The 23,175-nt window shown below is 72.8% G+C and carries 22 protein-coding genes; 15 read left to right on the top strand and 7 right to left on the bottom strand.

Going from position 1 to position 23,175, the window contains the following annotated elements; translation table 11 throughout:
* Positions 1-43 precede the first annotated feature (43 nt).
* On the top strand, positions 44-1,414 hold the full coding sequence (locus ACWCPI_RS09025) for an alpha-lytic protease prodomain-containing protein (RefSeq protein WP_451037474.1): 1,371 nt from the start codon (positions 44-46) through the stop codon (positions 1,412-1,414).
* 58 nt (positions 1,415-1,472) lie between these two features.
* Here ACWCPI_RS09025 and ACWCPI_RS09030 read toward each other — a convergent pair whose 3' ends face one another.
* From ACWCPI_RS09030 to ACWCPI_RS09050, 5 genes are read right to left on the bottom strand one after another with little or no spacing between them, the layout of a single operon-like run.
* Positions 1,473-2,633, bottom strand: coding sequence for a serine hydrolase domain-containing protein (locus tag ACWCPI_RS09030; protein ID WP_451037475.1), 1,161 nt, complete (start codon positions 2,631-2,633; stop codon positions 1,473-1,475).
* The gene (locus ACWCPI_RS09035) at positions 2,630-3,559 is read right to left on the bottom strand and encodes a DUF6895 family protein (protein WP_451037476.1); all 930 of its coding nucleotides are present in this window, start codon (positions 3,557-3,559) and stop codon (positions 2,630-2,632) included. The genes ACWCPI_RS09030 and ACWCPI_RS09035 overlap by 4 nt, the downstream gene beginning before the upstream one ends.
* Positions 3,556-4,539 (bottom strand): DUF6895 family protein, encoded by a 984-nt coding sequence (locus tag ACWCPI_RS09040; protein WP_451037477.1) that lies wholly within the window; start codon positions 4,537-4,539, stop codon positions 3,556-3,558. The genes ACWCPI_RS09035 and ACWCPI_RS09040 overlap by 4 nt, the downstream gene beginning before the upstream one ends.
* Positions 4,536-5,246: a hypothetical protein gene (locus ACWCPI_RS09045; RefSeq protein ID WP_451037478.1), complete on the bottom strand. Its 711-nt coding sequence runs from the start codon at positions 5,244-5,246 to the stop codon at positions 4,536-4,538. Before ACWCPI_RS09045 ends, ACWCPI_RS09040 begins: the two co-directional genes overlap by 4 nt.
* 22 nt (positions 5,247-5,268) lie before the next feature.
* Positions 5,269-5,454 carry a hypothetical protein gene (locus tag ACWCPI_RS09050; protein ID WP_388805791.1) on the bottom strand — a complete coding sequence of 62 codons (186 nt, stop codon included), beginning with the start codon at positions 5,452-5,454 and terminating at the stop codon, positions 5,269-5,271.
* 515 nt (positions 5,455-5,969) lie between these two features.
* On the opposite strand from ACWCPI_RS09050, the gene ACWCPI_RS09055 reads away from it, so the two are divergent.
* Together ACWCPI_RS09055 and ACWCPI_RS09060 are read left to right on the top strand one after the other, a co-directional pair.
* The gene (locus ACWCPI_RS09055) at positions 5,970-7,394 is read left to right on the top strand and encodes an amidase (protein ID WP_451037479.1); all 1,425 of its coding nucleotides are present in this window, start codon (positions 5,970-5,972) and stop codon (positions 7,392-7,394) included.
* An 89-nt stretch (positions 7,395-7,483) separates the two neighbouring features.
* The gene (locus tag ACWCPI_RS09060; protein WP_451037480.1) at positions 7,484-7,930 is read left to right on the top strand and encodes a type II toxin-antitoxin system PemK/MazF family toxin; all 447 of its coding nucleotides are present in this window, start codon (positions 7,484-7,486) and stop codon (positions 7,928-7,930) included.
* Here ACWCPI_RS09060 and ACWCPI_RS09065 read toward each other — a convergent pair.
* Positions 7,915-8,745, bottom strand: a complete 831-nt coding sequence (locus ACWCPI_RS09065) for a TIGR02452 family protein (RefSeq protein ID WP_451037481.1) — start codon at positions 8,743-8,745, stop codon at positions 7,915-7,917. The genes ACWCPI_RS09060 and ACWCPI_RS09065 overlap by 16 nt on opposite strands.
* A 309-nt stretch (positions 8,746-9,054) precedes the next feature.
* On the opposite strand from ACWCPI_RS09065, the gene egtA reads away from it, so the two are divergent.
* The 5 genes from egtA (at position 9,055) to ACWCPI_RS09090 (ending at position 13,726) form a co-directional block, all read left to right on the top strand.
* The gene (egtA, locus tag ACWCPI_RS09070; protein WP_451037482.1) at positions 9,055-10,359 is read left to right on the top strand and encodes an ergothioneine biosynthesis glutamate--cysteine ligase EgtA; all 1,305 of its coding nucleotides are present in this window, start codon (positions 9,055-9,057) and stop codon (positions 10,357-10,359) included.
* Positions 10,356-11,672 carry an ergothioneine biosynthesis protein EgtB gene (gene egtB / locus ACWCPI_RS09075; protein WP_451037483.1) on the top strand — a complete coding sequence of 439 codons (1,317 nt, stop codon included), beginning with the start codon at positions 10,356-10,358 and terminating at the stop codon, positions 11,670-11,672. Before egtA ends, egtB begins: the two co-directional genes overlap by 4 nt.
* A complete protein-coding gene (egtC, locus tag ACWCPI_RS09080) occupies positions 11,672-12,460 on the top strand; it encodes an ergothioneine biosynthesis protein EgtC (RefSeq protein ID WP_451037484.1) in 789 nt (262 codons plus the stop codon). Before egtB ends, egtC begins: the two co-directional genes overlap by 1 nt.
* Positions 12,457-13,419, top strand: coding sequence for an L-histidine N(alpha)-methyltransferase (gene egtD, locus ACWCPI_RS09085; protein WP_451037485.1), 963 nt, complete (start codon positions 12,457-12,459; stop codon positions 13,417-13,419). Before egtC ends, egtD begins: the two co-directional genes overlap by 4 nt.
* A gap of 91 nt (positions 13,420-13,510) precedes the next feature.
* Complete coding sequence (locus ACWCPI_RS09090; protein WP_019758416.1) at positions 13,511-13,726, top strand: dodecin; 216 nt, start codon at positions 13,511-13,513, stop codon at positions 13,724-13,726.
* 12 nt (positions 13,727-13,738) lie between these two features.
* Here the strand turns inward: ACWCPI_RS09090 and ACWCPI_RS09095 are convergent, their stop codons facing one another.
* Complete coding sequence (locus ACWCPI_RS09095) at positions 13,739-14,230, bottom strand: phosphatase domain-containing protein (RefSeq protein ID WP_451037486.1); 492 nt, start codon at positions 14,228-14,230, stop codon at positions 13,739-13,741.
* Positions 14,231-14,505: 275 nt separating this feature from the next.
* Between ACWCPI_RS09095 and ACWCPI_RS09100 the strand changes: the two genes are divergently transcribed.
* From ACWCPI_RS09100 to fdhF, 7 genes are all read left to right on the top strand, one after another.
* Positions 14,506-14,952 (top strand): DUF485 domain-containing protein, encoded by a 447-nt coding sequence (locus tag ACWCPI_RS09100; RefSeq protein ID WP_451037487.1) that lies wholly within the window; start codon positions 14,506-14,508, stop codon positions 14,950-14,952.
* Complete coding sequence (locus ACWCPI_RS09105; protein ID WP_451037488.1) at positions 14,946-16,550, top strand: solute symporter family protein; 1,605 nt, start codon at positions 14,946-14,948, stop codon at positions 16,548-16,550. The genes ACWCPI_RS09100 and ACWCPI_RS09105 overlap by 7 nt, the downstream gene beginning before the upstream one ends.
* 14 nt (positions 16,551-16,564) lie before the next feature.
* Entirely contained in the window at positions 16,565-16,972 is a 408-nt protein-coding gene (locus ACWCPI_RS09110; protein ID WP_019755269.1) for a hypothetical protein, read from the top strand.
* A gap of 97 nt (positions 16,973-17,069) precedes the next feature.
* Positions 17,070-17,240: a 50S ribosomal protein L32 gene (gene rpmF / locus ACWCPI_RS09115; protein ID WP_451037489.1), complete on the top strand. Its 171-nt coding sequence runs from the start codon at positions 17,070-17,072 to the stop codon at positions 17,238-17,240.
* A gap of 6 nt (positions 17,241-17,246) precedes the next feature.
* Complete coding sequence (locus ACWCPI_RS09120) at positions 17,247-18,434, top strand: GTP-binding protein (RefSeq protein ID WP_451037490.1); 1,188 nt, start codon at positions 17,247-17,249, stop codon at positions 18,432-18,434.
* A 313-nt stretch (positions 18,435-18,747) separates the two neighbouring features.
* Positions 18,748-20,433, top strand: coding sequence for an NAD(P)H-dependent oxidoreductase subunit E (locus tag ACWCPI_RS09125; protein ID WP_451037491.1), 1,686 nt, complete (start codon positions 18,748-18,750; stop codon positions 20,431-20,433).
* A complete protein-coding gene (gene fdhF, locus ACWCPI_RS09130) occupies positions 20,430-23,117 on the top strand; it encodes a formate dehydrogenase subunit alpha (protein WP_451037492.1) in 2,688 nt (895 codons plus the stop codon). The genes ACWCPI_RS09125 and fdhF overlap by 4 nt, the downstream gene beginning before the upstream one ends.
* Positions 23,118-23,175 lie beyond the last annotated feature (58 nt).

Here is a 23,175-nt window from a genome sequence, read left to right on the forward strand (position 1 = left end):
GAGCTGATCGACACCCACGCGCACCCCGATGGAGGTACACCGCATGCTCGGCAGACATGGCGCAGCGCGGCGCCGCACCGCCCTCACCGCTCTCGGCACCCTCGTCCTCACCGGCGTCACCACGGCCGCCTCGGCCGAGCCGCCGCCCGCCCCGGCGTCCACCGCCGCTCACACCCTCGGCGCCGACCGGCCGCCCGCGGCGGTACTGCGCGCCCTGGAGCGGGACCTCAAGCTGAAGCCGGGTCAGGCGGCCGAGCGGCTGGTCAACGAAGCGGAGGCGGGCGCTCGCGCGGGCCGCCTGCGCAACGCGCTGGGCACGCACTTCGCGGGGGCCTGGGTGAGCGGCGCGACCTCCGCCGAGCTCACCGTCGCCACCACGCACTCCGCCGACGTGGCCGCCATCGAGTCGCAGGGCGCCAAGGCCGCCGTCTTCAAGCGGCCGTTGACCGACCTCCAGGCCGTCAAGAAGAAGCTGGACTCGGCCGCCCGCCGCGTCAAGACGCGCGACACACCGGTCTGGTACGTCGACGTACCGACCAACCGCGTCGTGGTCCAGGCGACCAGGCGGCCGGCCGCCACCGCCTTCATCAAGGCCGCCGGCGTCCGGGGCAAGGGCGTGAGCGTCCGTGTGTCGGCGCAACGGCCGAGGCTGCTGGCGGACCTCGTCGGCGGCGACGCCTACTACATCGAGAGCACCGCCCGCTGTTCCATCGGGTTCTCCGTCACCAAGGACCAGCAGCAGGGCTTCGCCTCGGCGGGCCACTGCGGCGACCGGGGCGACTCGACGGCCGGCTCCAACCGTGCGTCCCAGGGCACGTTCCAGGCCTCCACGTTCCCCGGCAAGGACATGTCCTGGGTCGCCGTGAACAGCGACTGGACGGCCACGCCCGACGTGGAGGGAGAGGACGGCCAGCGCACGCAGGTCACCGGTTCGGTCCAGGCACTCGTCGGGGCGTCCGTCTGCCGCTCCGGCTCCACCACCGGCTGGCACTGCGGCACCATCCAGCAGCACGACACGAGCGTCGCCTACTCCGAGGGCACGGTCGACGGCGTCACCCAGACCACCGTCTGCGCCGAGCCGGGCGACTCCGGCGGCCCGTACGTCTCCGGCTCCCAGGCACAGGGCGTCACCTCCGGCGGCTCAGGTGACTGCGACGAGGGCGGCACCACCTTCTACCAGCCGATCAATCCGATCCTGAGCGACTTCGGCCTGGTCCTGAAGACCGCCGCGGCCCAGTCCGGCGCGTCCGCCCCGCAGGACAACGGGACGGTGGACACCTGGGCCGCCGGCCGTGTCTACGAGGCGGGCACCACCGTCACCCACGCGGGCGTGCGGTACCAGTGCCTGCAGTCCCACCAGGCGCAGGGCGCGTGGTCGCCGGTCGCCACGCCGGCGCTGTGGCAGCGGATGTAGGAGTCGTACGACCGTTCCGGTGCGGGGCCCGCCCCGCACCGGTCCCGCCGCCGCTCCCCTACTCCGCGGCGAGGAGCCCGTACGCCGTGGTGACGAAGCGGTCGCGGGCGCGGAAGCGGCGGGTGCACAGCGCGACCAGGGCCGTGCCCGTGTCGGGCCGGAAGCCGAGGAAGGCCTGCTGGCCGAGGGTCGCCCCGCTGTGGAAGTACAGGGGACCGCCGTCGGTGGGATGGCGGAACCACGCCACCGTGTGGACGTGCCGGTGGTCCCGGCCGCGGCGGAGCACCGGCACACGGACCGCCCGCAGCGCGTCGGCCAGTGGGCTGCCGGCTGGGTCGAGGTGGGCTTCCAGGAAGGTCAGCAGGTCGTGCGGGGTGGACCGCAGAGCACCCGCCGCCTGGAATCCGCCGGCGTCGAAGAAGAGGGTGGGAGTGCGTCCGTCCTTGCCGTGTCCGACGGCGTCAGTCCCCGCGTCCTGCGCCTTGAGGGCGGTGCCGTGCAGAGCGAGCGGACGCAGCACATGGGCGCCGAGCAGGTCCTCCCATGCCGTGCCGGTGGCCGCGGCGACCGCGTGACCGAGCACGGCGACACCGAAGTTGGAGTACTGCCACCGGGAGCCGGGCCGGTGCCGCGGGCGGTGGCGCAGGAAGGCGTCGGTCACCCGCTCGGCCGGATAGCGGCCGTAGGGGTTGGTGCGCCAGGCGGGCAGGGCCCGGCGGTAGAAGTCCGCGGGCAGGGCGGGCAGTCCGGCCGTGTGCGTGACGAGATGGGCGAACGTGACCGGGTCCCGCTCCCTGCGCCGGGCCGGGTCCAGGCAGGCGGCGACCGGCTCGCCCCCGGTGAGGACGCCCCGCTGGATGAGCTGGGCCAGCAGCAGCCCGGTGAACGCCTTCGAGGCCGACCCGATCTCGTAGCGCAGCTCCCGACGGGGCACCCGCGGGGGCGCGGCGGTGCCGCCGCAGTACAGGGTGCGGCGGCCGGAGCGGGAGACGGCGAGGACCACGTCGGGCGCCTCCACGGCGTCGACGGCCCGGCGCAGCCGCTCCACCAGCGCGTCGTCCTGGGTGCCGACGGGCTCGTCGCCCGCGACGGCGCCCCGGAGGCGGAGGCCGTTCCCGGCACCGGCGGGCGGGTCTCCCGCCGAGGCCACGACCCCCGCACCACCCCGTACGTCCGCGCCGCCGTCGCCTCCCGGCCAGGGCAGGTCCCGCCCGGTCATGAGGTCGTGGTCGTGGCGTGAGTCAGCTCGGACAGGGCGCGGGAGGTGGCCAGCACGGAGGCGAAGGCGGCGACCAGCGTCGGGTGGTAGACGATGTCGAACAGCTCGTCGGGTTCGCACTCGGGCATGTCCCGGACGGCCGGCATCGCGCCGTCGGGCTGCTGGGCCGCGGCGAAGCCCTCCCAGGCCCGTTCGTCCAGTGTGGGGCGGGGCAGGCAGGCGTCGACGACGAGGAGTTCGCCGAGCAGGTCCCAGCGTCTGAGGTCCAGCCAGTCGTCGATCCAGACGGGCAGCCAGGTGGCGAGGTAGTCCGCGATGTCCGGCGGCAGCTGCTCGGGGTGCTCTCCCCAGTCGGTGAGGTGGAACACCGTGTGGGTGACGTCGTAGGCGATGTGCCCGCTGACCGTCCAGGGTTCGGGCGTACGGGCCAGCCAGGTGGAGCCGACGAGGTCCGATTCGGGCGTGCGGGGAGTGAGGCCGAAACGGCGCTGGAACGCGGCCAGTCCGAGGCGGCGGGTCGGGTCCAGTTCGAGGGCGTCCCAGCTGTCGAGCCGGTGGTAGAGGACGGTGGCACGCTCCACCTCGGGCTCGCTGTAACCGAGTTCCTTGTAGGGGAGGTACACCTCGAACGGGATGGGCGAGAGCGGTTCGACACGCTGTCCGCGCACCAGCAGGCGCCCGCCGTCCAGGCTCTCCCGCCAGGTGTGGTCCAGCAGCCGGCGTGCCAGCTCGGCCTGCCGCGAGCCCGCCACGCCCTCCCGGAACAACACCCGGCAGATCAGGGCCAGTTCACCGACGGGCTTGAAGCGCTCCAGGAAGCCCACCTCCGGATCGACGTCCGGTTCCAGGCGGAAGCCGTCGCGGTGGGCCCACAGCCACTCCAGGGCGCGCACGCCGACGGTGTGCATGAGACGGGTGTCGGTCATCCTGGCACTCCTTGTCCCCCGTAGCGGTTCTGCATGCCGCCCGCGGGTACCGCATCGCCCTCGCCGGTGAGGCACTTGACGGTCTGTGCCGCCGCGAAGCCGGCCATCAGCGTGGAGTGGTAGCAGTGGCGGAAGCCCGGCTCCCGGCCCCCTTCGGCGTCGGAGTCGGGGCGCTGCTCGGGCAGCGCGCCGGAGTCGAGCTGCGCCCGAGCGATCCGCGCCCAGGCGGCCTGGAGTGCCGCGGGGTCCGGCGGGGTCGGGAGGCTCGCGGCCACCACCAGCAGCTCACAGCTGAGGTCCCACATCCCGGCGTCCAGGCAGGTGTCGAGCCAGGGCGGCAGCCAGTGCGACAGGTAGGCGTCGAGGTCGGCGGGGACGCCTGCGGGCAGGCGGCCCCAGTCGGTGAGGTGGAAGACGACATGGGTGAGCGCGTAACCGGAGGAGCGCTCGAACGTCCAGGGTTCCGGCAGTGCGCCCAGCCAGGTCTGCCGCAGCACCCGCTCGGCCTGCTCCGGCCGGTGGATGCCGCTGCGCCGCTCGGCCTTCAGCACGCCGAGCCGCCGCGTCGGGTCCTGCTCGGTGAGCCGCCAGCCGCGAGTGCGGGCGGTCGTCGCGGCGGCGGCCTCGTACCCGGGATGTCTGAGTCCGGCCGCGGCGAACACGGAGTAGATCTCCAGGGGGTAGGTGGCGAAGGGCTCCATCCGCTGCAGGTGCAGGAAGAGTTCGCCCTGGCCGGTCTGCTGCCAGGCGAACCGCAGCAGGTCCGCCGCGCAGATGTGCAGCGAGTCGGACGGCGGCGTGTGCGAGCGTACGCTCGCGCACGTCTGGGCCAGTTCGCCGAGGGGTTTCCAGGTGGCGTCCACATGGCCGTCCGCGGAGAGCGCGTCCTCGCCGAGCGCGAACTCGCCGCGGTGCGCGGACAGCCATGCGAAGGCGGCGGCCCCCACGTCCCGGATCTCCTGGACACCCAGGGCGGTCATACGAGCGCTCCGGCCACCCGCATGACCCGTGCCGCCTGCACCTGGAGGGCGACGCGGGGGTCGCTGCCGCCCATCAACTCCACGAAGTCCAGCCCGGTTTCGAGGCCGAGCGTGTCCGGCACCCCGTCGAGCAGGGTCAGCCAGCGGCCGGCGCCCGCCGCCTGCTGCCAGTCCCGCCGGCGCACGGCGCGTACGAAGCCACGGGCCACGTCGACCGGCCGGCGCCTGGCCACCAGGCTCACGGCGCAGTCCTCGCCGGGGACCGCGAGCGGGGCCAGGACCGCGAGTTGATGCGTCAGCACCTGCCAGGTCGCCGCGTCGAGCCAGCTCGCGTCGGGTGCCGTGGCGTCCTCCTCGCCCCCGGTCCCGGGTGCGGACATGTCGAACCGCCGCAGTGTGCGCGCCATGGCCCAGTGGCTCCACCTGACGGTGGGGGCCGCGTCCGGGCGCGGCGGGAACGCCTCCACCGTCCTGCGGAACACGGTAAGTGCCTCTGGTACCGGGGGTGTCGGGAAGAGTACGTGCGGCAGCAGAAGATCCGCTCCCAGCACTCGTACGGCCGCGAGGGAGAGGCTTCCCTCAGGGTCGTCCACCGTCTCCGTGCCGGACATGCGCACGTGGTCCCCGCCCCGAAGGGCGGAGACCACGTCGGACGCAAGGTCCTGCACCGCGCCCTGCAAGAGGGCCGAAGTGCCTGACTGCTCCATTCAGCCGCTCCCGTCGGTCCACTCAGCCCTTCTTGGGGCGAGGGGTCGGCGGGGACAGCAGCAGCTTGGTGTCCGCGGAGAGCAGCGCCAGGGCGGCGCACTCGCGGCTGTCACGGAAGACTCCGTCGGGCTCGGTGGGGTCGAGTGCCGCTTCGAGGTCGGTCCGGACGCCGGTCGTTTCCTTGATCGCCTTGTCAATGGAAGGCATATCACCATCTCCTCTGGGGTCAGCCATAGCCTCCACAACCAAGGTCACCACATCGCCACAAAGTGCGCATCTTTTCCCACAAGAGTCGATACGTCACTCGCGTGACACCTGCGAAGTCAGGCCAAGGGCCCCCGGACACCTTCGCTCAGGCCCAGGCGGCCACCGGCGCAAGGGAGCTGTCCTGCCGGAACAGGTCCGTGCCGTCGCCCCGTTCAGCCGGTGGCCGTGGTGCCGCAGGTAGTACCCGGGGCAGTTGTTACGACTCGAAGCGGATCGACCCCAGTACCGGGTGGGTTGGTCGACCGACCGGAGGGAGCGGGTGACGTTCCTCGTCAGGGCCGGGCCGCCCGGGACGGCATCCTTGATCACCGTGAAGTTGCGTCAATGCTGCGCGCAAGGGGGCCCACCGGGGGAAACCTGTCGGGAACCTGGGAGCCGCGCCCGGCGAGAGCGTTCCGCCACCGCTCCCGGGACGTTACCGTTCGGTAGACAACGTCGTCCCGGAGGTGCCCCGTATGACACCCGACCGTGCCGTAGGCCTCGCCGAGTCCGCCCGTGCGCTGGCCGACGGGGAGGTGACGTCGCAGGCGCTGGTCAGCCGGGCGCTGGAGCGGATCGAGGCGACGCAGGGCTCGCTCAACGCCTTCCGGGTGGTGCGGGCCGAGGCCGCCCTCGCCGAGGCCGCGGCCGCGGACGCGGAGCTCGCCGCGGGCGCGCGACGGCCGCTGCTCGGGGTGCCGGTCGCGGTGAAGGACGACATGGACGTGGCGGGCGAGCCGACGGCGTTCGGCTGCGGCGGGGAGTTCCCGCCCGTCGCCGAGGACGGCGAGGCGGTACGGCGGCTGCGCGCGGCCGGGGCCGTGATCGTCGGCAAGACCAACACCTGCGAGCTGGGGCAGTGGCCGTTCACGGAGGGGCCCGCCTTCGGCGCGACCCGCAACCCGTGGAACCCGGAGCACACTCCCGGTGGCTCGTCCGGCGGTTCGGCCGCCGCCGTGGCCGCGGGCCTGGTGCCCGCCGCGCTCGGCTCGGACGGCGCCGGCTCGGTGCGGATCCCCGCGTCCTGGACCCATCTGATCGGCATCAAACCGCAGCGCGGTCGTATCTCCACCTGGCCGAAGGGTGAGTCGTTCCAGGGCATCACCGTCAACGGCACCCTCGCCCGCACGGTGGCCGACGCGGCTCTTCTGCTGGACGCGGCGGCCGGCAACCACGCGCTCGACCCGCACCGCCCGCCGGCCGTCGACGCCTCCGGGGCCGTGGGCCGTGAACCGGGCCGGCTGCGGATCGCGCTCTCCCTCAAGCCGCCGTTCACCGCACTGCCGGCCCGCCTCCAGCCCGAGGTGCGGGCCAGGGTCGTCGAACTCGCCGAGAGGCTCAGCGCGTTGGGGCACGTCGTCGAGGAGGCCGATCCGCCGTACGGCCAGATCGGGCTGACCTTCGTGCCGCGCGCGACGGCCGGTATCGCCGAGTGGGCGAGCGAGGTCCCCTTTCCCGCGCTGCTCGACCCGCGCACCCGCAGCGCCGTCCGGCTGGGCCGGCTGCTCGGCGGTCCGCCGCTGCGGGCGGCCCGGCGGGCCGAGGCGGTCCTGCACCGTCGTATCGGCAGGTTCTACGAGTCGTACGACGTCGTGCTCGCACCCACGACCGCCGCTCCCCCGCCCCGTGTCGGCGCCATGCTCGGGCTCGGCGGGTTCGCCACCGACCGGGCGATGATCGCCGCCTGCCCGTACGCCTGGCCGTGGAACGTGCTGGGCTGGCCCGGTGTCAACGTCCCCGCGGGATTCGTGGGCGGCCTGCCCGTGGGCGCCCAGTTGCTCGGGCCGGCCAACAGCGAGCCCCTGCTGGTCTCGCTGGCGGCGCAGTTGGAGGCGGAACTGCGCTGGCACGAACTGTGGCCGCCGCAGCAGGGCGAGACGGCGCCCACCGCCGTCGTCTGAGCGAACGCCGGACCGCCTCGACCGCCCGGCCGTCCACCTGTTCCGGGGGTAGGTGCTTCGCCACCGCCACCAGGCCCTAAGGTGCCCCCGTGACCACCTCCACCGCAGAGAGCGTCCCGGGCCGCCAGGGCCCGACCGCGACCGCCGAAGCCGACCCGCGTGCCATCGGCAGGGTGCGCACCGAGTACTCCCCCGCCCACGACGGCGACCCCGATCCCGGCGAGATCGTCTGGACCTGGGTGCCCTTCGAGGAGAACGACGGGCGGGGCAAGGACCGCCCGGTCCTGGTGGTGGCCCGGGAGGCCGCAGGGACGTTCCTCGCGGTGCAGCTCTCCAGCAAGCGGCACGACGGGGAGCGTGAGTGGGTGGCGATCGGCAGCGGGCCGTGGGACCGGTCCGGGCGGGAGTCGTGGGTGGACGTGGACCGCGTCCTGCGCCTGCACGAGGAGGGCATGCGCCGGGAGGCGTGCGCTTTGGACCGCGGACGGTTCAACCTGGTCAGGCAGCGGCTGCACGAGCGCTACGGCTGGACCTGACGCGCCGGGAAGGCCCGGACGAACGCCTCCCGTACCGCATTGTTCGGTGTGCGGTCCAGGATCCCGAACACCACGTGCTCGAAGGCCGATGCGAACCGCCCGCCGGGTCCGAGCAGCGCCCGGAAGGCGGCCGCCACCTGAGCGGGGTCGTTCTGGAACACCCCGCAGCCCCACGCGCCCAGCACCAGGCGCCGGTACCCGTGCGCCGCGGCCGTCTCCAGTACCCGCTCGGCCCGTACCGCGAGCGCGTGCGGCAGTTCGGACGTGCGGTGCGGCGCCGTCCGGCGGACGACTCCCGCGTTCGGCGCGGCGGCGGTGAGGAAGCCGACCGTGACCGGCTCGTCCAGGAGACGGCCGCCGTCGTCGCGGAAGACGGGAACGCCTGGTGAGTGGATGACGCGGTCCGTGTAGAACGGGTCGCGGTGGGCCCGGTGGTGGTCGTAGAACGCACGGGCCGAAAGCAGGCAGGTGTGCAGCGCCGAGGCTCGGCACAGGGCTTCTTCCTGGGCCTGCGCGCCGTTGAGGTAACCGCCGCCGGGATTACGGGCGGACGCGAAGTTCAGCACGGCTGCCGCGTCGCCGAGCCGGCGGGCCGCCGCCAGGCTGCTCTCGCCCGTGACCTCGACGGACACTTCCGTCGCGGAGACCGCCGGCACCGGGAACGTGACGGGGCCCGGTCCGTACATGCGGGTGCCGGACCGTGCCGCCTCGATCGCCGCCGCGACGGACACCTCGCGGCCGTCCGGCGCGGTGTAGGCCCCCGCCGCGACGATCTGCTCCGTCTCCCGCGCGATGCCGCGCAGGCGCGCGCTCATGGCGCCACCCCCGTGCGCGCCATGCACCCGCGACCGCGTCGGCTGCCCGCGATCTCCCCCGTCGTGCTCACCCAGGCATCGTGAGCGATGCTGGTCGTGCGGTGCAACAGAGTTTTCCCGAGCCCCGCCATTTGGTCGGGGAACGGCCGGGAATGCCCCGGCCAACGCGGGGAAAACGAAGATCACCGACCCGGAACGTACCGGTACGCACCCTTGTGCGAAGCGGCGCGAGGGTTTTGGGTGGGACCAGTGTGCCGCCCCGCCCACAAGATCCGGGGCGGTGCCACCGTGGACACTCAGGAGGATCCCATGTCCGATTCGGTGAGTGACTGTACGGCGCAGCCGCGCGCCGCGGTCACCGAAGCCGAGGTGGAGGCCCTGGTCAGGGGCATCTGCTTCAAGACCGGTCCGCCCCGCAGGCTCGGTGTCGAAGTGGAATGGCTCGTCCATGAGCTGCGCAAACCGCAGCTCCCCGTGACACCCGAACGACTCGAAGCGGCCTACGCCGCACTGCGTACCGCGCCCCTGAGGTCGGCGCTCACCGTCGAACCCGGCGGTCAGCTGGAGCTGAGCTCGCCGCCCGCCGCCTCACTGATGGAGTGCGTCGGTACCGTCTCCGCCGACCTCGGCACCGCCCGCGCGGTGCTGCGCGAGCACGACCTCGCCCTCGTCGGCATCGGCAACGACCCCTGGCACCCGCCCCGCCGCTTCCTGCGCGAGCCGCGCTACGACGCCATGGAGGCCTGCCTGGACCGCACGGGCCCGGCCGGCCGGGCCATGATGTGCACCTCGGCCTCCGTGCAGGTGTGCCTGGACGCCGGTCACGAGGAGCCCGGTCCGCTCGGTCACGGGCGGCGCTGGTGGCTGGCCCACCAGCTGGGCGCGGTCCTGGTGGCCGCCTTCGCCAACTCGCCGCTGGCCGGCAGCGAGGCCACCGGCTGGCTCTCGACCCGGCAGCTGCTGTGGATGGAGATCGGCGCGGACCGCGCGGGCGCGCCCCCGCTCAACGGCGATCCGCGGGCCGCCTGGGCGCGGCACGTGCTGGACGCTCCGGTGATGTGCGTACGGCGGGAGAACGGCCCGTGGGACGTCCCGGACGGCCTGACGTTCCGGGAGTGGATCAGGTGCGGCGCGCCCGAACCGCCGACGCGGGAGGACCTCGACTACCACCTCACCACGCTGTTCCCCCCGGTCCGACCGCGTGGCCATCTGGAACTGCGCATGATCGACGCCCAGCCCGGCGAGGACGGCTGGATCGTGCCGCTCGCGGTGACGACCGCCCTGTTCGACGACCCCGAGGCCGCCGAGACCGCGTACCGCGCCGTGAAGCCGCTGGCCGAGCGTGCCCAGTCGCTGCCGGCACCGCACAATTCGCTGTGGGCCGACGCCGCCCGGACGGGCCTGGCCGATCCGGAGCTGCGGGAGGTGGCCGTCATCTGCTTCGCGGCCGCCCTTGAGGCGCTGCCCCGCCTGGGCGCGACGAGCGACGTCACGGCCGCTGTGGCGGCATACCAGGAGCGCTACGTCAGCAGGGGCCGCTGCCCCGCCGACGACCTGCTGGACGAGTTCGACGGCACGGACCGCACCGCGCACCGGAAGGACCTTCGCACATGACCGACCCCGCCCCCGAAGCCGACACCCTCCGCGAGCGGGCCCTGACCACCCTGACCACCGCCCGTGCCCGGACCACCCTGCTGACCAGCTGCGTGGACGACCCCGATCTGACGGCCCAGCACTCCCCGCTGATGTCCCCGCTGGTGTGGGACCTCGCGCACATCGGAAACCAGGAGGAGCAGTGGCTCCTGCGGACGGTGGGGCGGCGGGAGGCGATACGGCCCGAGATCGACGGCCTCTACGACGCCTTCGAGCACCCCCGCGCCGAACGCCCCTCGCTGCCCCTGCTGCCGCCCGCCGAGGCCCGGCAGTACGCGGCCGAGGTGCGCGGCCGGGTGCTCGACCTGCTGGAGAGCACGGCCTTCCACGGAACGCGGCTGACCGAGGCGGGCTTCGCCTTCGGGATGATCGCGCAGCACGAGCAGCAGCACGACGAGACGATGCTGATCACCCATCAGCTGCGCAAGGGTCCCCAGGCCCTGACCGCCCCCGACCCCGAACCGGCGCCGCTGTTCACGGGACCGTCCGAAGTCCTGGTCCCGGGCGGCCCGTTCACCATGGGCACCTCCACCGAGCCCTGGGCGCTGGACAACGAACGCCCGGCGCACCGGCGCGAGGTGCCGCCGTACTACATCGACACGACGCCGGTCACGAACGCCGCGTACCAGGCGTTCATCGAGGACGGCGGCTACGACACCGAGCGCTGGTGGACGCCGGAGGGCTGGGCGCACATCCGGCAGCACTCGATCCGGGCGCCGCTGTTCTGGCGGCGCGACGGCAAGCAGTGGCTCAGGCGCCGTTTCGGCGTCACCGAGGTGGTGCCGCCCGACGAGCCGGTGCTGCACGTGTGCTGGTACGAGGCCGACGCCTACGCGCGCTGGGCCGGGCGCCGGCTGCCCACCGAGGCCGAGTGGGAGAAGGCCGCCCGGCACGACCCCGCCGGGGACCGCTCGACGCGCTACCCGTGGGGCGACGCGGACCCGGGGCCCGAGCACGCCAACCTCGGCCAGCGGCATCTGCGCCCGGCACCGGCCGGGAGCTACCCGGCGGGCGAATCCCCGCTCGGCGTACGACAGTTGATCGGTGACGTGTGGGAGTGGACGGCGAGCGACTTCCTGCCCTATCCGGGCTTCCAGGCGTTTCCGTACAAGGAGTACTCGGAGGTGTTCTTCGGGCCCGAGTACAAGGTGCTGCGGGGCGGTTCGTTCGCCGTGGACGCGGTGGCCTGCCGGGGCACCTTCCGCAACTGGGACTACCCGATCCGCCGGCAGATCTTCTGCGGGTTCCGTACGGCACGTTCGGGAGCCGCCTGATGTGCCGTCACCTGGCTTATGTGGGCCCCGCCGAGCCGCTCGGCCGGCTCCTCGTGGAGCCCCCGCACGGGCTGTACCGCCAGTCGTGGGCGCCTCGGCGCCAGCGGTACGGGACCGTCAACGCCGACGGTTTCGGAGTCGGCTGGTACGCCGAGGAGGATCCGGTGCCGGCGCGCTACCGCAGGGCCGGGCCCGTCTGGGCGGATCCGTCCTTCGCCGATCTCGCCCGGGTCGTACGCAGTACCGCGCTGCTGGCCGCCGTACGGGACGCGACCGTACCGGGCGCCGACCAGGAGGCCGCGGCGGCGCCGTTCGGCACGGGGCCCTGGCTGTTCAGCCACAACGGCGCCGTGAAGGACTGGCCCGGCTCGCTGACGCCGCTGGTCGCGGGCCTGCCCGCGGTGGACCTGCTGCGGATGGAGGCCCGCAACGACTCGGCGTTCGTCTGGGCGCTGGTCCTCGCCCGGCTGCGCGGCGGTGACGACCCGGCGCAGGCACTGGCCGACACGGTCGTGGAGGTCGCCGAGGCGGCGCCCGCGTCCCGGCTCAACCTGCTGCTCACCGACGGCGAGACCGTCACCGCGACCGCCTGGGGCGACACCCTGTGGTACCTGACCCGGCCCGGCGGCGGCACCGTCGTGGCCTCCGAGCCCTACGACGACGATCCGCACTGGCAGGAGGTCCCGGACCGCACCCTGCTCGCGGCGAGCCGCTCCGATGTGCTGCTCACCCCGCTCAAGGATCCCGACGACACCCTGGCACAGCCACCGAAGGAGCCCAGCACGTGAGTCCGTTCCTTCTCACCCGCACCCTGCCCGAGGACGCCACCGACGCCGCGTTGCGCGCCGATGTCCTCAAGGGTCTGACGAGCACGCCCAAGACGCTGCCGCCGAAGTGGTTCTACGACGCGAAGGGCAGTGAACTCTTCGAGCTGATCACCGAGTTGCCCGAGTACTACCCCACGCGCGCCGAGCGCGAGATCCTCGTCGACCGGGCCGGCGAGATCGCCGCGGCCACCGGCGCCCGGACCCTGGTCGAACTGGGGTCGGGCTCCTCCCAGAAGACGCGGTACCTCATCGACGCGCTCACCGGCTTGCACACGTACGTCCCCGTCGACGTCAGCGAGAGCGCCCTCACCCAGGCCGGGCAGGCCCTCGTCGAGGCGCGGCCCGGACTGGACGTGCACGCACTGATCGCCGACTTCACGGGAGGGCTGGCCCTGCCGGACACGCCGGGCCCCCGGCTGCTGGCGTTCCTGGGCGGCACGATCGGCAACCTCCTGCCCGAGGAGCGCGCCGCGTTCCTGTCCTCGGTGCGGTCCCGTCTCTCCCCCGGGGACGCGCTGCTGCTCGGCACCGACCTGGTGAAGGACGAGCGGGTCCTGGTGGAGGCGTACGACGACGCGGCCGGGGTGACGGCCGCCTTCAACAAGAACGTCCTGACCGTGATGAACCGCGAGTTGGGCGCCGACTTCGATCCCGACGCCTTCGATCACGTGGCGATCTGGGACGCGCGCAGCGAGTGGATCGAGATGCGGCTGCGGTCCCGTACGGCGCAGACGGTGAAGGTGCCCGCGCTCGATCTGGCCGTGGACTTCGCGGCGGGCGAGGAACTGCGCACCGAGGTGTCGGCGAAGTTCCGCAGGGAGGGCGTGCGCGCCGAGCTGGCGGCGGCCGGGCTGGACCTGGCGCACTGGTGGACGGACCGCCAGGGCCGTTTCGCGTTGTCGCTGAGCGTGGCGCGGTGACGGACGGCTCGCGTGATGCCCCGCCCTGGGGCACGGTGGAGTGATGTGTGACCGATCCGCCATGGCTCGGTCACGGGAGAGGAGCACCCGCATGACGAACCACACCTACCGGGTCACGGACATCGTCGGCACCTCGCCCGAGGGCGTGGACCAGGCCATCCGCAACGGCATCGAGCGTGCCTCGCAGACCCTGCGCAACCTGGACTGGTTCGAGGTGACCGAGGTGCGCGGCCAGCTCGACAACGGGCAGATCGCGCACTGGCAGGTGACCATGAAGGTCGGTTTCCGCCTGGAGGACGCCGGCTGACACGCCGGGCCGTCAGGTCCGCCCCTCCCGCTCCTGCGCCACCTTCAGCGCGGCGGAGGGGGCGGCCCAGCGGGCCCGTACGACGGTGAAACCGGCCCGTTCGGCGTCCTCGCAGACCAGTTCGTCGTCGTCCACCAGCATGCGGATCTCCCGGGTGCGGGCGAGGCGGTTCAGGGTCTCCAGCTTGGTGCGCCGGGCGGGCCGTCGGTCGTCGTTGCGCCGCATGTGGACGCGCCCTTCGGGCAGCCCGTGCGCGGCGAGCCAGTCCAGCGTGGCGCGCCGGCAGCGCTCGGGCCGCCCGGTCAGATAGCGGACCTCGCACTCCCCGGCGGCCTCCAGGGCCAGCGCGACGCCCTGCGCGATCGGCGGGTCCTGCGGGGCGGCCGCGAAGAAGGCGTCCCAGTCGCGCGGCCGGCGCTCCAGGAAGTGCTGCCGGTGTGCCGTGTCGGCGAGGGTGTTGTCCAGGTCGAACACGGCGAGCGGGCGGTTGCTGCGGTCGGTCACACTTTCACCCTAGACGGCCCGGGACCGCTTTGAGACAGCCTGACCAGAAGTGCTGGTGCGGACTATTTCGCCGGGGGCCCTTTTCCGCAGGCCGTTCAAGATCACAACACGTTCGCCGGGGCGTGACGCGCCACGGACGCCGCGCAATTCATCCCGGGCGGTTGATTGTTCAAAGAGGCCGCTGACATACTCCGGGCTCCGGCCCTGCCGCCCACCCCCCACCAAGCCCGCACCCACGAGTGTGTTCGGCATGACGCAGCGAAGAAGGTGCGCCTGTGCCCAAGTTTTCACCATGGCACGACAATTCGCTCACAAACGGTTCACGAACCGATGAACCACCGCCGTCCAGACGCATATCCGAGGATCCCGAATTCCACTCACTGCGGCGCACCCAGCTCGGATTCGGCATCCGCGCCACTCTTCTTTCGGCCGGCGGATTCCTGCTGTACGTGCTGCTGTCGCATTACGTCCCGGGTCCGATGAACGAGCGCCTGGTCGGACACCTCACCGTCGGCCTCGCCCTGGGACTCGGCCAGTTCGCCGTGATGGGCGTGACGGCCTGGTGCTACGTCCGGCACATGCGCAGGCGGGTCGATCCGCTCGCCCGGGGCCTCGGCTCTCGACTGCGGCAGCACGAAGCGGGCTCGCCGCGCGCCACCGCGTCCCGCGACGAGGCCGGGCGGAGCGTCCAGCCCGGTTCCGGGGGGTACCACGCGTGGTGACCCTGTCCGAAGGCATCGTCGACCGGTTCAGCCTGCAACTGACGTTCGTCCTCTTCCTGTCGGTGGTCGTGGTCACGCTGTTCATGGCGCTGCTCACAGCCCCGCAACGCGACGAGATCAGCGAGTTCTACCTCGGCAACCGCAGCATGTCCCCGCTGCGCAACGGGCTCGCCATGTGCGGCGACTACCTGTCGGCCGCGACCCTGCTGGGCAGTACCGGACTGGTCGCCCTCACCGGGTACGACGGACTGCTGTACCTCGGCGGCACGGTCGCCGCCTGGATGATGGTGCTGCTGCTCATCGCCGAACCCCTGCGCCGCACGGGCAGGTTCACCCTGGGCGACACGCTGGCCCTGCGTCTGACCGAACTCCAGCGCCCGGCGCGGCTCGCGCTGGCGGTGTGCACCCTCACCATCGCGGTGCTGTACCTGGTGGCCCAGCTCGTGGGCAGCATGGCGCTGTTGACCCAGTTCACGGGTGAACCCAGCGCGGCGACCCGCACCCTGTGCGTGATCGTGATCGGCACGATCGTCATCGTGTACGCCGCGATCGGCGGCATGCCCGGTGCCACCGTCATCCAGATCATCAAGGCCGTGATGCTGGTGGCGGGCGTCTGCGTCACCGCCGTGATGGTGCTCGACCACTACGACTGGAACCCCGACGCCCTGCTGTCCGCCGCGGCGCACAACAGCGGCACCGGCACACGGTTCCTGGAACCCGGGCTGCGCTACGGGGCCAGCGCCACCAGCAAACTCGACTTCTTCAGCCTGGAGCTGGCGATCGTCCTCGGCCTGGCCGCGCTCCCGCATGTCCTGATGCGCCTGCTCGCTCCGCGCAAGGTCGACGTCCTGCGCTCGTCCGTGGTCTGGGCGATGGGCCTGGTCGCGCTGGTCTGCCTGGCGGCCGGGATCCTCGGCCTCGGCGCCACCGCGGTCGTCGGCCGGGAGACCATCGCCGAGACCGACCACAAGGGCGACTCCGCGGTCCTGCTGCTGGCCAACGCCCTCGGCGGCGGCATCCTGACGGCCCTGCTGTCCTGCCTCGCCTTCGTCACGCTGCTCGCGGTCGCGGCCGGCCTCACCCTCGCCGCCGCCTCCTCCCTCGCCCACGACCTGTACGGCGAGGTGATCCGCAAGGGCCGTGCGAGCGAGACCGAGGAACTGACCGTGGCTCGGCTGTCCGCGGCCGTCATCGGCGTCCTCGCCATGATGCTCGCCCTCGTCTCGTACGGCGCCAACACCGCGACGCTCGCTTTCCTCGCCTTCGCCATCGCGGCGTCCGCGATCCTGCCGACGATCGTCTACACCCTGTTCTGGCGGCGCTTCACGGGACGGGGCGCGCTGCTCAGCCTCTGGGGCGGCCTGGCCTGCTCGGTCCTGCTGGTGCTGTTCTCCCCGGTGGTCTCGGCCACGCCGGGCTCGTTCTACCCGGGTGCCGACTTCGCCTGGTTCCCGCTGCAGAACCCCGGCATCGTCTCCATCCCGGCGGGCTTCCTCCTCGGCTGGCTCGGCACGGTGCTGAGCGACCGCCAGGAGGCCCGGGAGGACGCCGCCTACGCGGAGTTCGAGGTGCGGATGCTCGTGGGCACGAAGGAGTGAGGGATGCTTCTGTCATGCCCACTCACACCTTCCTGATCGGCGCCGCCCGCCAGCGCCCCTGCACGCTCGTCGTCTGCCGGGGCTGCTGCTGCGGCGATCCCCGCAAGCACCCCGGCACCGATCACGCGGGGCAGTTGGAGCGGCTGCGCGCGGCCGGCGCCGAGCACGGCTTCCAGGTCCGCACGACGGACTGCCTCGGCCCCTGCGACCAGGCCAATGTGATCGTCGTCCAGCCGTCGGCCGCGGGGCGCCGGGCCGGCGGGCGGGCCACCTGGGTGGGCTTCGCGATGGACGACGACTGCACGGAGGAGCTGGTGCAGTGGGCGGCCGCGGGCGGGCCGGGTCTCGCGCGGCCGCCTGTCGCGCTGGAGCTGCAGTTCGTCCGGCCGCCGCGGGACGCACGGGTACGGTCGCGACGCTGACGGGCCACCGCTCCCGGCGTCAGCCCTCGGCAGCAATTGTTAATGGGATCCATTTTCATGTAGCGTCCTCGGTGTTCACCCACCGAGGAGGTCCGTCATGGCTGTCCCCAAGCGGAAGATGTCCCGCAGCAACACCCGCCACCGCCGCGCCCAGTGGAAGGCGAGCACGCCGCGGCTCGTACCCGTCACCGTCGACGGCGTCCGCCACCTCGTGCCGCAGCACCTGGTCAGGGCGTACGAGCGCGGGCTGCTGCGCCCCGAGGGCTGAGCGGGGATGCCGTACGAGAGCCGTCTGCCCGTCACCGTCCTGTCCGGCTTCCTCGGGGCGGGCAAGACGACGCTGCTCAACCATGTGCTGGCCAACCGTGAAGGGCTGCGCGTGGCGGTCATCGTCAACGACATGAGCGAGGTCAACATCGACGCCGCCCTGGTGCGGGGCGGCGAGGCCGCGCTGTCACGGACCGAGGAACGCCTGGTCGAGATGACCAACGGGTGCATCTGCTGCACCCTGCGCGACGACCTGCTGGACGAGGTCGACCGGCTGGCCCGCGAGGGCCGTTTCGACCACCTGCTCATCGAGAGTTCCGGTATCTCCGAACCGATGCCGGTCGCCGCCACCTTCTCCTTCGCCCGCGACGACGGCGCAACGCTCGGCGATCTCGCTTCGCTGGACACCATGGTCACGGTCGTCGACGCCGCCAACTTCCTCACCGAGCTGGACAGCGGGGACGAGCTGGCCGAACGCGGCCTCGCCCCGTACGAGGACGACGAACGCACCGTCAGCGATCTCCTCGTCGACCAGGTCGAGTTCGCCGACGTCCTCGTGCTCAACAAGCTGGACCTGGTCGACCCTGCGACGGCCGACCGGCTGCGCGCGGCGCTGGCCCGGCTCAACCCGGCCGCGCGCGTCGTCGACGCCGTACACGGCCGCGTGGCGCTCCAGGAGGTGCTCGGCACCCGGCTCTTCGACCTGGAGCGCGCCCAGCAGTCACCGGGCTGGGTGCGGGAGCTGAACGGCGACCACGTTCCGGAGACCGAGGAGTACGGCATCTCCTCGACGGTGTTCCGCTCCGAAACCCCCTTCCACCCGGGGCGGTTGTGGACCTTCGTCACGGAGCGGCTCGACAGCGGCGCGTACGGAAAGGTACTGCGGTCCAAGGGCTTCTTCACCCTCGCCAGCCGCCCCCAGGTGACGGGCCTGTGGTCCCAGGCCGGCTCGGTCGCCCGCTTCGAGCCCAGCGCCGCACGGGACACCGACGCCCCGTACGCGCAGGAACTGGTCCTCATCGGCATCCGGCTGGACGCCGAGGCGCTCCAGGCCGCCCTGGCCGACTGCCTGATCGCGGACGGTGAGGACCTCCCGGCCGACGACCCGTTCCCGGCCTGGGACACCTACGGCGTCGACGACACCTGCGACCACGAAAGGAATCCTGCGGACTCCCAGGCATTGCACCCGGTATGAGTTCCGGGAGCGCCTCGACCCGCTTCCGCGTCCTGGACCGCTCCCGCACCCAGGAGGGCCGCACGCACGCGGAGGCACTGCCCGACATCGTCCGGCCGGCCCGGGACCTGGAAGACCGGGTCTTGGAGCCCCCGCGGGCTCTTGCCGTCGGACGCCACGCGCGGGGCTGGAATCGCGCTTCCGCCGGTCGCCGTGAGAGGACGGCTGCCCGGGGTGAGCCCAGCCAGGCGGACTGCAGCAGGTGCTCGATTTCGAAGTCCGACCGCGCCGTTCCCCAGCTGCGCTCTTCTGCGCCTTCGGCCACGATGAATGCATGGCGGTCGTCCGTTCCGGTCACTCCTTCGACGCTTTCCGGGCGCTGGCGGACCGGCATGGGCGGCCTGGAGCAAGGTTGATCGAGTCGCTGGCCGAGGCCAGGGCCACGACGAAGGACAGCCCTGAGCTCTGGGCACCGGCTGTCGCCGCCCGCGTCGGACTGCCTGCTGCCGCCGCATTGGGGCCTGCCGGCTACTACGCCGACCTCGCGGCCCCGCACGGGGACCGCCATGTCCGGGTGTGCGCCGCGACGGCCTGCTTCGCCGCAACGGGCGGAGAGCACCTGCCGGAGGTGGAGCGTGAGCTGGGCGTCGCCGCACACGCCGCCTCACCGCGCGGTGACATGTCGCTGCAGGCTGTCCGATGTCTCGGCTACTGCTACGCGGGGCCCGCCGCCCTCGACGGCGACACGCCCTGCACCGGGGCGTCCTTGCCCGCTCAGCTCGCCGGGCGGGAGCCACCGCGGGCGCCGGAGATCCCGGTGGCCGACGACACCGGCGACCCGGTCCTGCTGCGGGGTGTGCTCTCCGGTGAACCGGCGTGGCTGGTGTGGTCGAGGACGGTGTCGTCGGGTACGGCGGACGAGGTGCGCCGGGAGGTCGCGGCGTCCGGGCTGCGTGGGCGTGGCGGCGCCGGATTCCGCGTGGCGGCGAAATGGGAGGCGGCCGGTCGCGCAGCCGGGACCGTGGTCGTCGCCAACGGGGACGAAGGCGATCCCGGTTCGTACGCCGACAGGCTGCTGATGGAGGCCGACCCGGGGCGCGTACTGGAAGGTCTGGCCCTGGCCTGTTTCGCGTGCGGGGCCCGTGAGGGGCTGGTGCTGGTGCGCTCCGAGTACCCGGCCGCTCTGGCACGGATACGGGAAGCGGTGCGCCAGGCGTACGCGAATGGGCATCTCGGAGCGTCCGTGCACGGGACGGCCACGTCCCTGGACATCCGCATCGTCGAGGGTGCCGGCTCCTACGTCGCCGGTGAGGAGACCGCGCTCATCGCGGGGTTGGAGGGTGGTCGCGGCTGCGCCCGGCCGCGTCCGCCCTACCCGACCGAGCGTGGGCTGTGGAACGCGCCGACCGTGGTCAACAACGTGGAGACCCTGGCGGCCGTCCCCTGGATCGTCCGGCACGGCGGCCAGGCGTACGCCCGGCGCGGCACGTCCGACGAGACGGGGACCAAGCTGGTCTGTCTCTCGGAGCGGTTCGCACGACCGGGCTGCTACGAGGTGGAACTCGGCACGCCGGTGCGGCGGATCGTCACCGAGCTGGGAGGCGGCCTGAAGGACGGCGCCGAGCTGGCGGCACTCCAGGTCGGAGGGCCGCTGGGCGGCTTCCTCGCCGCCGACGCGCTGGACGTGCCGCTGTCGGAGGCAGGGCTGTCGGCCCGGGGCGCCGCTCTCGGCCATGCCGGTCTCGTCGCCTTCGACGAGCGTGTGGCACCAAAGGAAGTGCTGCGTCATGTCTGGGAGTTCGCCGCGGCCGAGAGCTGCGGCGCGTGCTCGCCCTGCCGTGTCGGCTCGCGCCGCGGCCTGGAATGGGCGTCCGCCGACAGGCCGCCGGGCCGGGAGTGGGAGCAGCTGTCCCGGGTCCTCACCGAGGCGAGCCTGTGCGCCTTCGGACGGCGGATCCCGCCCGCCGTGCACAGCCTTGCCCGCGCCTACGGGGACCGACTGGCGGGATGGGGACCATGAACGCGGTCACGATCGAGGTCGACGGCGCCGGCGTCGAGGTGCCCGAGGAGTCGTCGCTGCTCACGGCGGTGCGGGCGGCCGGGATCGAGCTGCCCGCGCTGTGCTCCGACGACCGCCTCAGTCCCGCCGGGTCATGCCGTACGTGTCTCGTACGGGCCGAGGGACGCATCGCGGCGGCCTGTGTCACTCCGGCCGTCCCCGGCATGCGCGTGGACACCGGAAGCGACGAGGTTGTGCGGCTGCGCCGGGACGCGGTGGAGCTCATCGTCTCCGCGCTGCCGCCCCGGGCCCTCGCCGACGGCAGTCCCAGCGAACTGGCCCGTGTCTGCCGGTCGATGGGCATCGGCCCAAAGGCGGCCCAGGGTGCCGGAGGCCGGGGCGGCGACGACTCCCACCCGTACGTCCACCTGGACCGGGACCTGTGCATCGCCTGCGGCCGGTGCGTGCGGATGTGCGCCGAGGTGCAGGGCACCTTCGCCCTCACCCTGGTCGGCAGAGGCGGCGACACCGTCGTGGCCCCCGGCACCGGCGGGCCCTGGGCCGAATCGGACTGCGTGGCCTGCGGCGGCTGCGTGGACACCTGCCCCACCGGGGCGATCACCCAGCCGGGACCGGCGCGGGGACTCACCTCGGCGTTCCATCCCGCTCAGGCCCGGACGCGCACCACATGCGGCTACTGCGGCGTGGGCTGCACCCTCGACGTGATCGCACACGACGGTGAGGTCACGACGGTGCTGCCCGCCCGGGACGGCCCGGTCAACCGCGGCCACGCGTGCGTGAAGGGCCGCTTCTCCCACGGATTCCGTACCTCACCGGAACGGCTCACCCGGCCCCTGCTGCGACGCGGCGGCGTGCTGGAACCGGTCGGCTGGGACGAGGCACTGGCTCACGTCGCCCGGGGACTGCGGGCCGCCGTCGATGCCGGCGGCCCGGACTCCGTGGCGGCGATCTCCTCGGCCCGCGCCACGAACGAGGAGAACTACCTCGTACAGAAGTTCATGCGGGTCGTCATCGGAACCAACAACGTCGACAACTGCTCCCGGCTCTGCCACTCCCCCTCCGCCGCCGGCCTCACCGCTTCCTTCGGGCTCTCCGGCGGCACCGACGCCTTCGACGACGTGGAGCGGGCCGACTGCCTGCTGGTGGTCGGGGCCAATCCCGTCGAGGCCCATCCGGTGGTCGGAGCCCGGCTGCTGCGGCGGGTCCTCCAGGGGGCCCAGCTGGTGGTCGCCGATCCGCGCGCGGTCGGCCTCGCCCTGCACGCCGACGTGCACCTGCGGCCGCGTCCCGGCACCAACGTGGCACTCTTCCACGGACTCGCCCACGTCCTGCTCGCCGAAGGGCTGACCGACGAGGCGTTCCTGCGCGAACGGGCCACCGGACTGCCGGAACTCACCGATCTGCTGGCCGACTACCCACCCGACCGCGTCGCGGACGTCACCGGGGTACCGGCCGAGGACCTGGTCGCCGCCGCCCGCCTGTACGGCAGCGCCGGGCATCCGGCCATCGTCTACGGCCTGGGAGTGACCGAGCACCTCCATGGCACCGACGGGGTACGGTCCCTGGCCAACCTGGCGATCCTGCGCGGCGCCGTGGGCACCGACCGGGGATACGGGGTCAACCCGCTGCGCGGCCAGAACAACGTCCAGGGCGCCTCCGACATGGGCGCCCTGCCCGATCTCCTGCCCGGGTACGGCAAGGTCACCGACCCGGCCGCTCGCGCGCGGGCCGAAGACGTCTGGGGCGTACCGGTCCCCGGGCGGCCCGGTCTGCGGATCCCGGACATGTTCGCCGCCGCACGAGCCGGGAATCTGCGGGCGCTGTGGGTCATCGGCGAGGACGTATGCGCCACCGATCCCGACGCCGAGAAGGTGGCGGAGGCCCTGGACGCCTGCCCGCTCGTCGTCTGCGACGAACTGTTCCCTTCCGAGACGGCCCGGCACGCCGACGTCGTCCTGCCGGTGGCCTCCTGGCTGGAGAAGGACGGGACCTTCGTCAACTTCGACCGCCGGTTCCAGCGCGTCCGCCCCGCCGTACCCCCGCCGGGACAGGCCCGCACCGACTTCGACACCCTTCGGGCCGTCGCCGAGGCCATGGGAGCCGACCTGGCGTGCGCTACTCCCGCCGACGCCTTCGCCGAGTGTGGCCGGCTCGCGCCCGTCTTCGCCGGGCTCTCCCACGACCGGCTGGACCGCGAGGGCTCCGTGCCTTGGCCCTGCACCGCCGCCGACCGGCCGGGAGAAGCCAAGCTGTACACCGAGCGCTTCGCCACGCCGGACGGCCGGGCCCACCTGGCCGCCGCCCCCTACCTCCCCCCGGGTGAACAGCCCGACCACGACTATCCGCTGATCCTGGTCACCGGAAGGCGCTGGGCTCACTACAACTCCGGAAGCATGACGCGGCGGGGCGGCAACCTCGCGCTCGACCCGGTTGACTTCCTGGACCTCCATCCCGACGACGCCGGCCGATACCAGGTGCGCGACGGTGAGCGGGTAACGGTGGAGAGTCGGCACGGCCGAGCCCGGCTCATCGCCCGTCTGGGTGACCAGACAGCCCCCGGCCAGGTCTTCTGCGCCTTCCACTTCCCCGCGAGCGGAGTGAATCGCCTCACCTCGGACGTCGCCGACACCGTCACCTCCTGCCCCGAGTACAAGGTCACGGCGGTCCGGGTGACCGTGTCGTAAAGGCGGCAGCCCGGGGTCGCTCGTGCTGTGCATCGCCTGCCGCTTCCCTCCTCAGCCG

Source organism: Streptomyces sp. NPDC001920, from assembly GCF_053594495.1.

Bases quoted from the DNA above. Each gene is read 5' to 3' on its own strand.
- egtB (WP_451037483.1), top strand. From the start codon at position 10,356: ATGACCGACCCCGCCCCCGAAGCCGACACCCTCCGCGAGCGGGCCCTG.
- ACWCPI_RS09025 (WP_451037474.1), top strand. From the start codon at position 44: ATGCTCGGCAGACATGGCGCAGCGCGGCGCCGCACCGCCCTCACCGCT.
- ACWCPI_RS09120 (WP_451037490.1), top strand. From the start codon at position 17,247: ATGCCGTACGAGAGCCGTCTGCCCGTCACCGTCCTGTCCGGCTTCCTC.
- ACWCPI_RS09110 (WP_019755269.1), top strand. From the start codon at position 16,565: ATGCCCACTCACACCTTCCTGATCGGCGCCGCCCGCCAGCGCCCCTGC.
- ACWCPI_RS09040 (WP_451037477.1), bottom strand. From the start codon at position 4,539: ATGACCGCCCTGGGTGTCCAGGAGATCCGGGACGTGGGGGCCGCCGCC.
- egtA (WP_451037482.1), top strand. From the start codon at position 9,055: ATGTCCGATTCGGTGAGTGACTGTACGGCGCAGCCGCGCGCCGCGGTC.
- egtC (WP_451037484.1), top strand. From the start codon at position 11,672: ATGTGCCGTCACCTGGCTTATGTGGGCCCCGCCGAGCCGCTCGGCCGG.
- ACWCPI_RS09030 (WP_451037475.1), bottom strand. From the start codon at position 2,633: ATGACCGGGCGGGACCTGCCCTGGCCGGGAGGCGACGGCGGCGCGGAC.
- ACWCPI_RS09035 (WP_451037476.1), bottom strand. From the start codon at position 3,559: ATGACCGACACCCGTCTCATGCACACCGTCGGCGTGCGCGCCCTGGAG.
- rpmF (WP_451037489.1), top strand. From the start codon at position 17,070: ATGGCTGTCCCCAAGCGGAAGATGTCCCGCAGCAACACCCGCCACCGC.
- ACWCPI_RS09055 (WP_451037479.1), top strand. From the start codon at position 5,970: ATGACACCCGACCGTGCCGTAGGCCTCGCCGAGTCCGCCCGTGCGCTG.
- ACWCPI_RS09090 (WP_019758416.1), top strand. From the start codon at position 13,511: ATGACGAACCACACCTACCGGGTCACGGACATCGTCGGCACCTCGCCC.
- fdhF (WP_451037492.1), top strand. From the start codon at position 20,430: ATGAACGCGGTCACGATCGAGGTCGACGGCGCCGGCGTCGAGGTGCCC.
- ACWCPI_RS09050 (WP_388805791.1), bottom strand. From the start codon at position 5,454: ATGCCTTCCATTGACAAGGCGATCAAGGAAACGACCGGCGTCCGGACC.
- ACWCPI_RS09125 (WP_451037491.1), top strand. From the start codon at position 18,748: ATGGCGGTCGTCCGTTCCGGTCACTCCTTCGACGCTTTCCGGGCGCTG.
- ACWCPI_RS09045 (WP_451037478.1), bottom strand. From the start codon at position 5,246: ATGGAGCAGTCAGGCACTTCGGCCCTCTTGCAGGGCGCGGTGCAGGAC.
- ACWCPI_RS09065 (WP_451037481.1), bottom strand. From the start codon at position 8,745: ATGAGCGCGCGCCTGCGCGGCATCGCGCGGGAGACGGAGCAGATCGTC.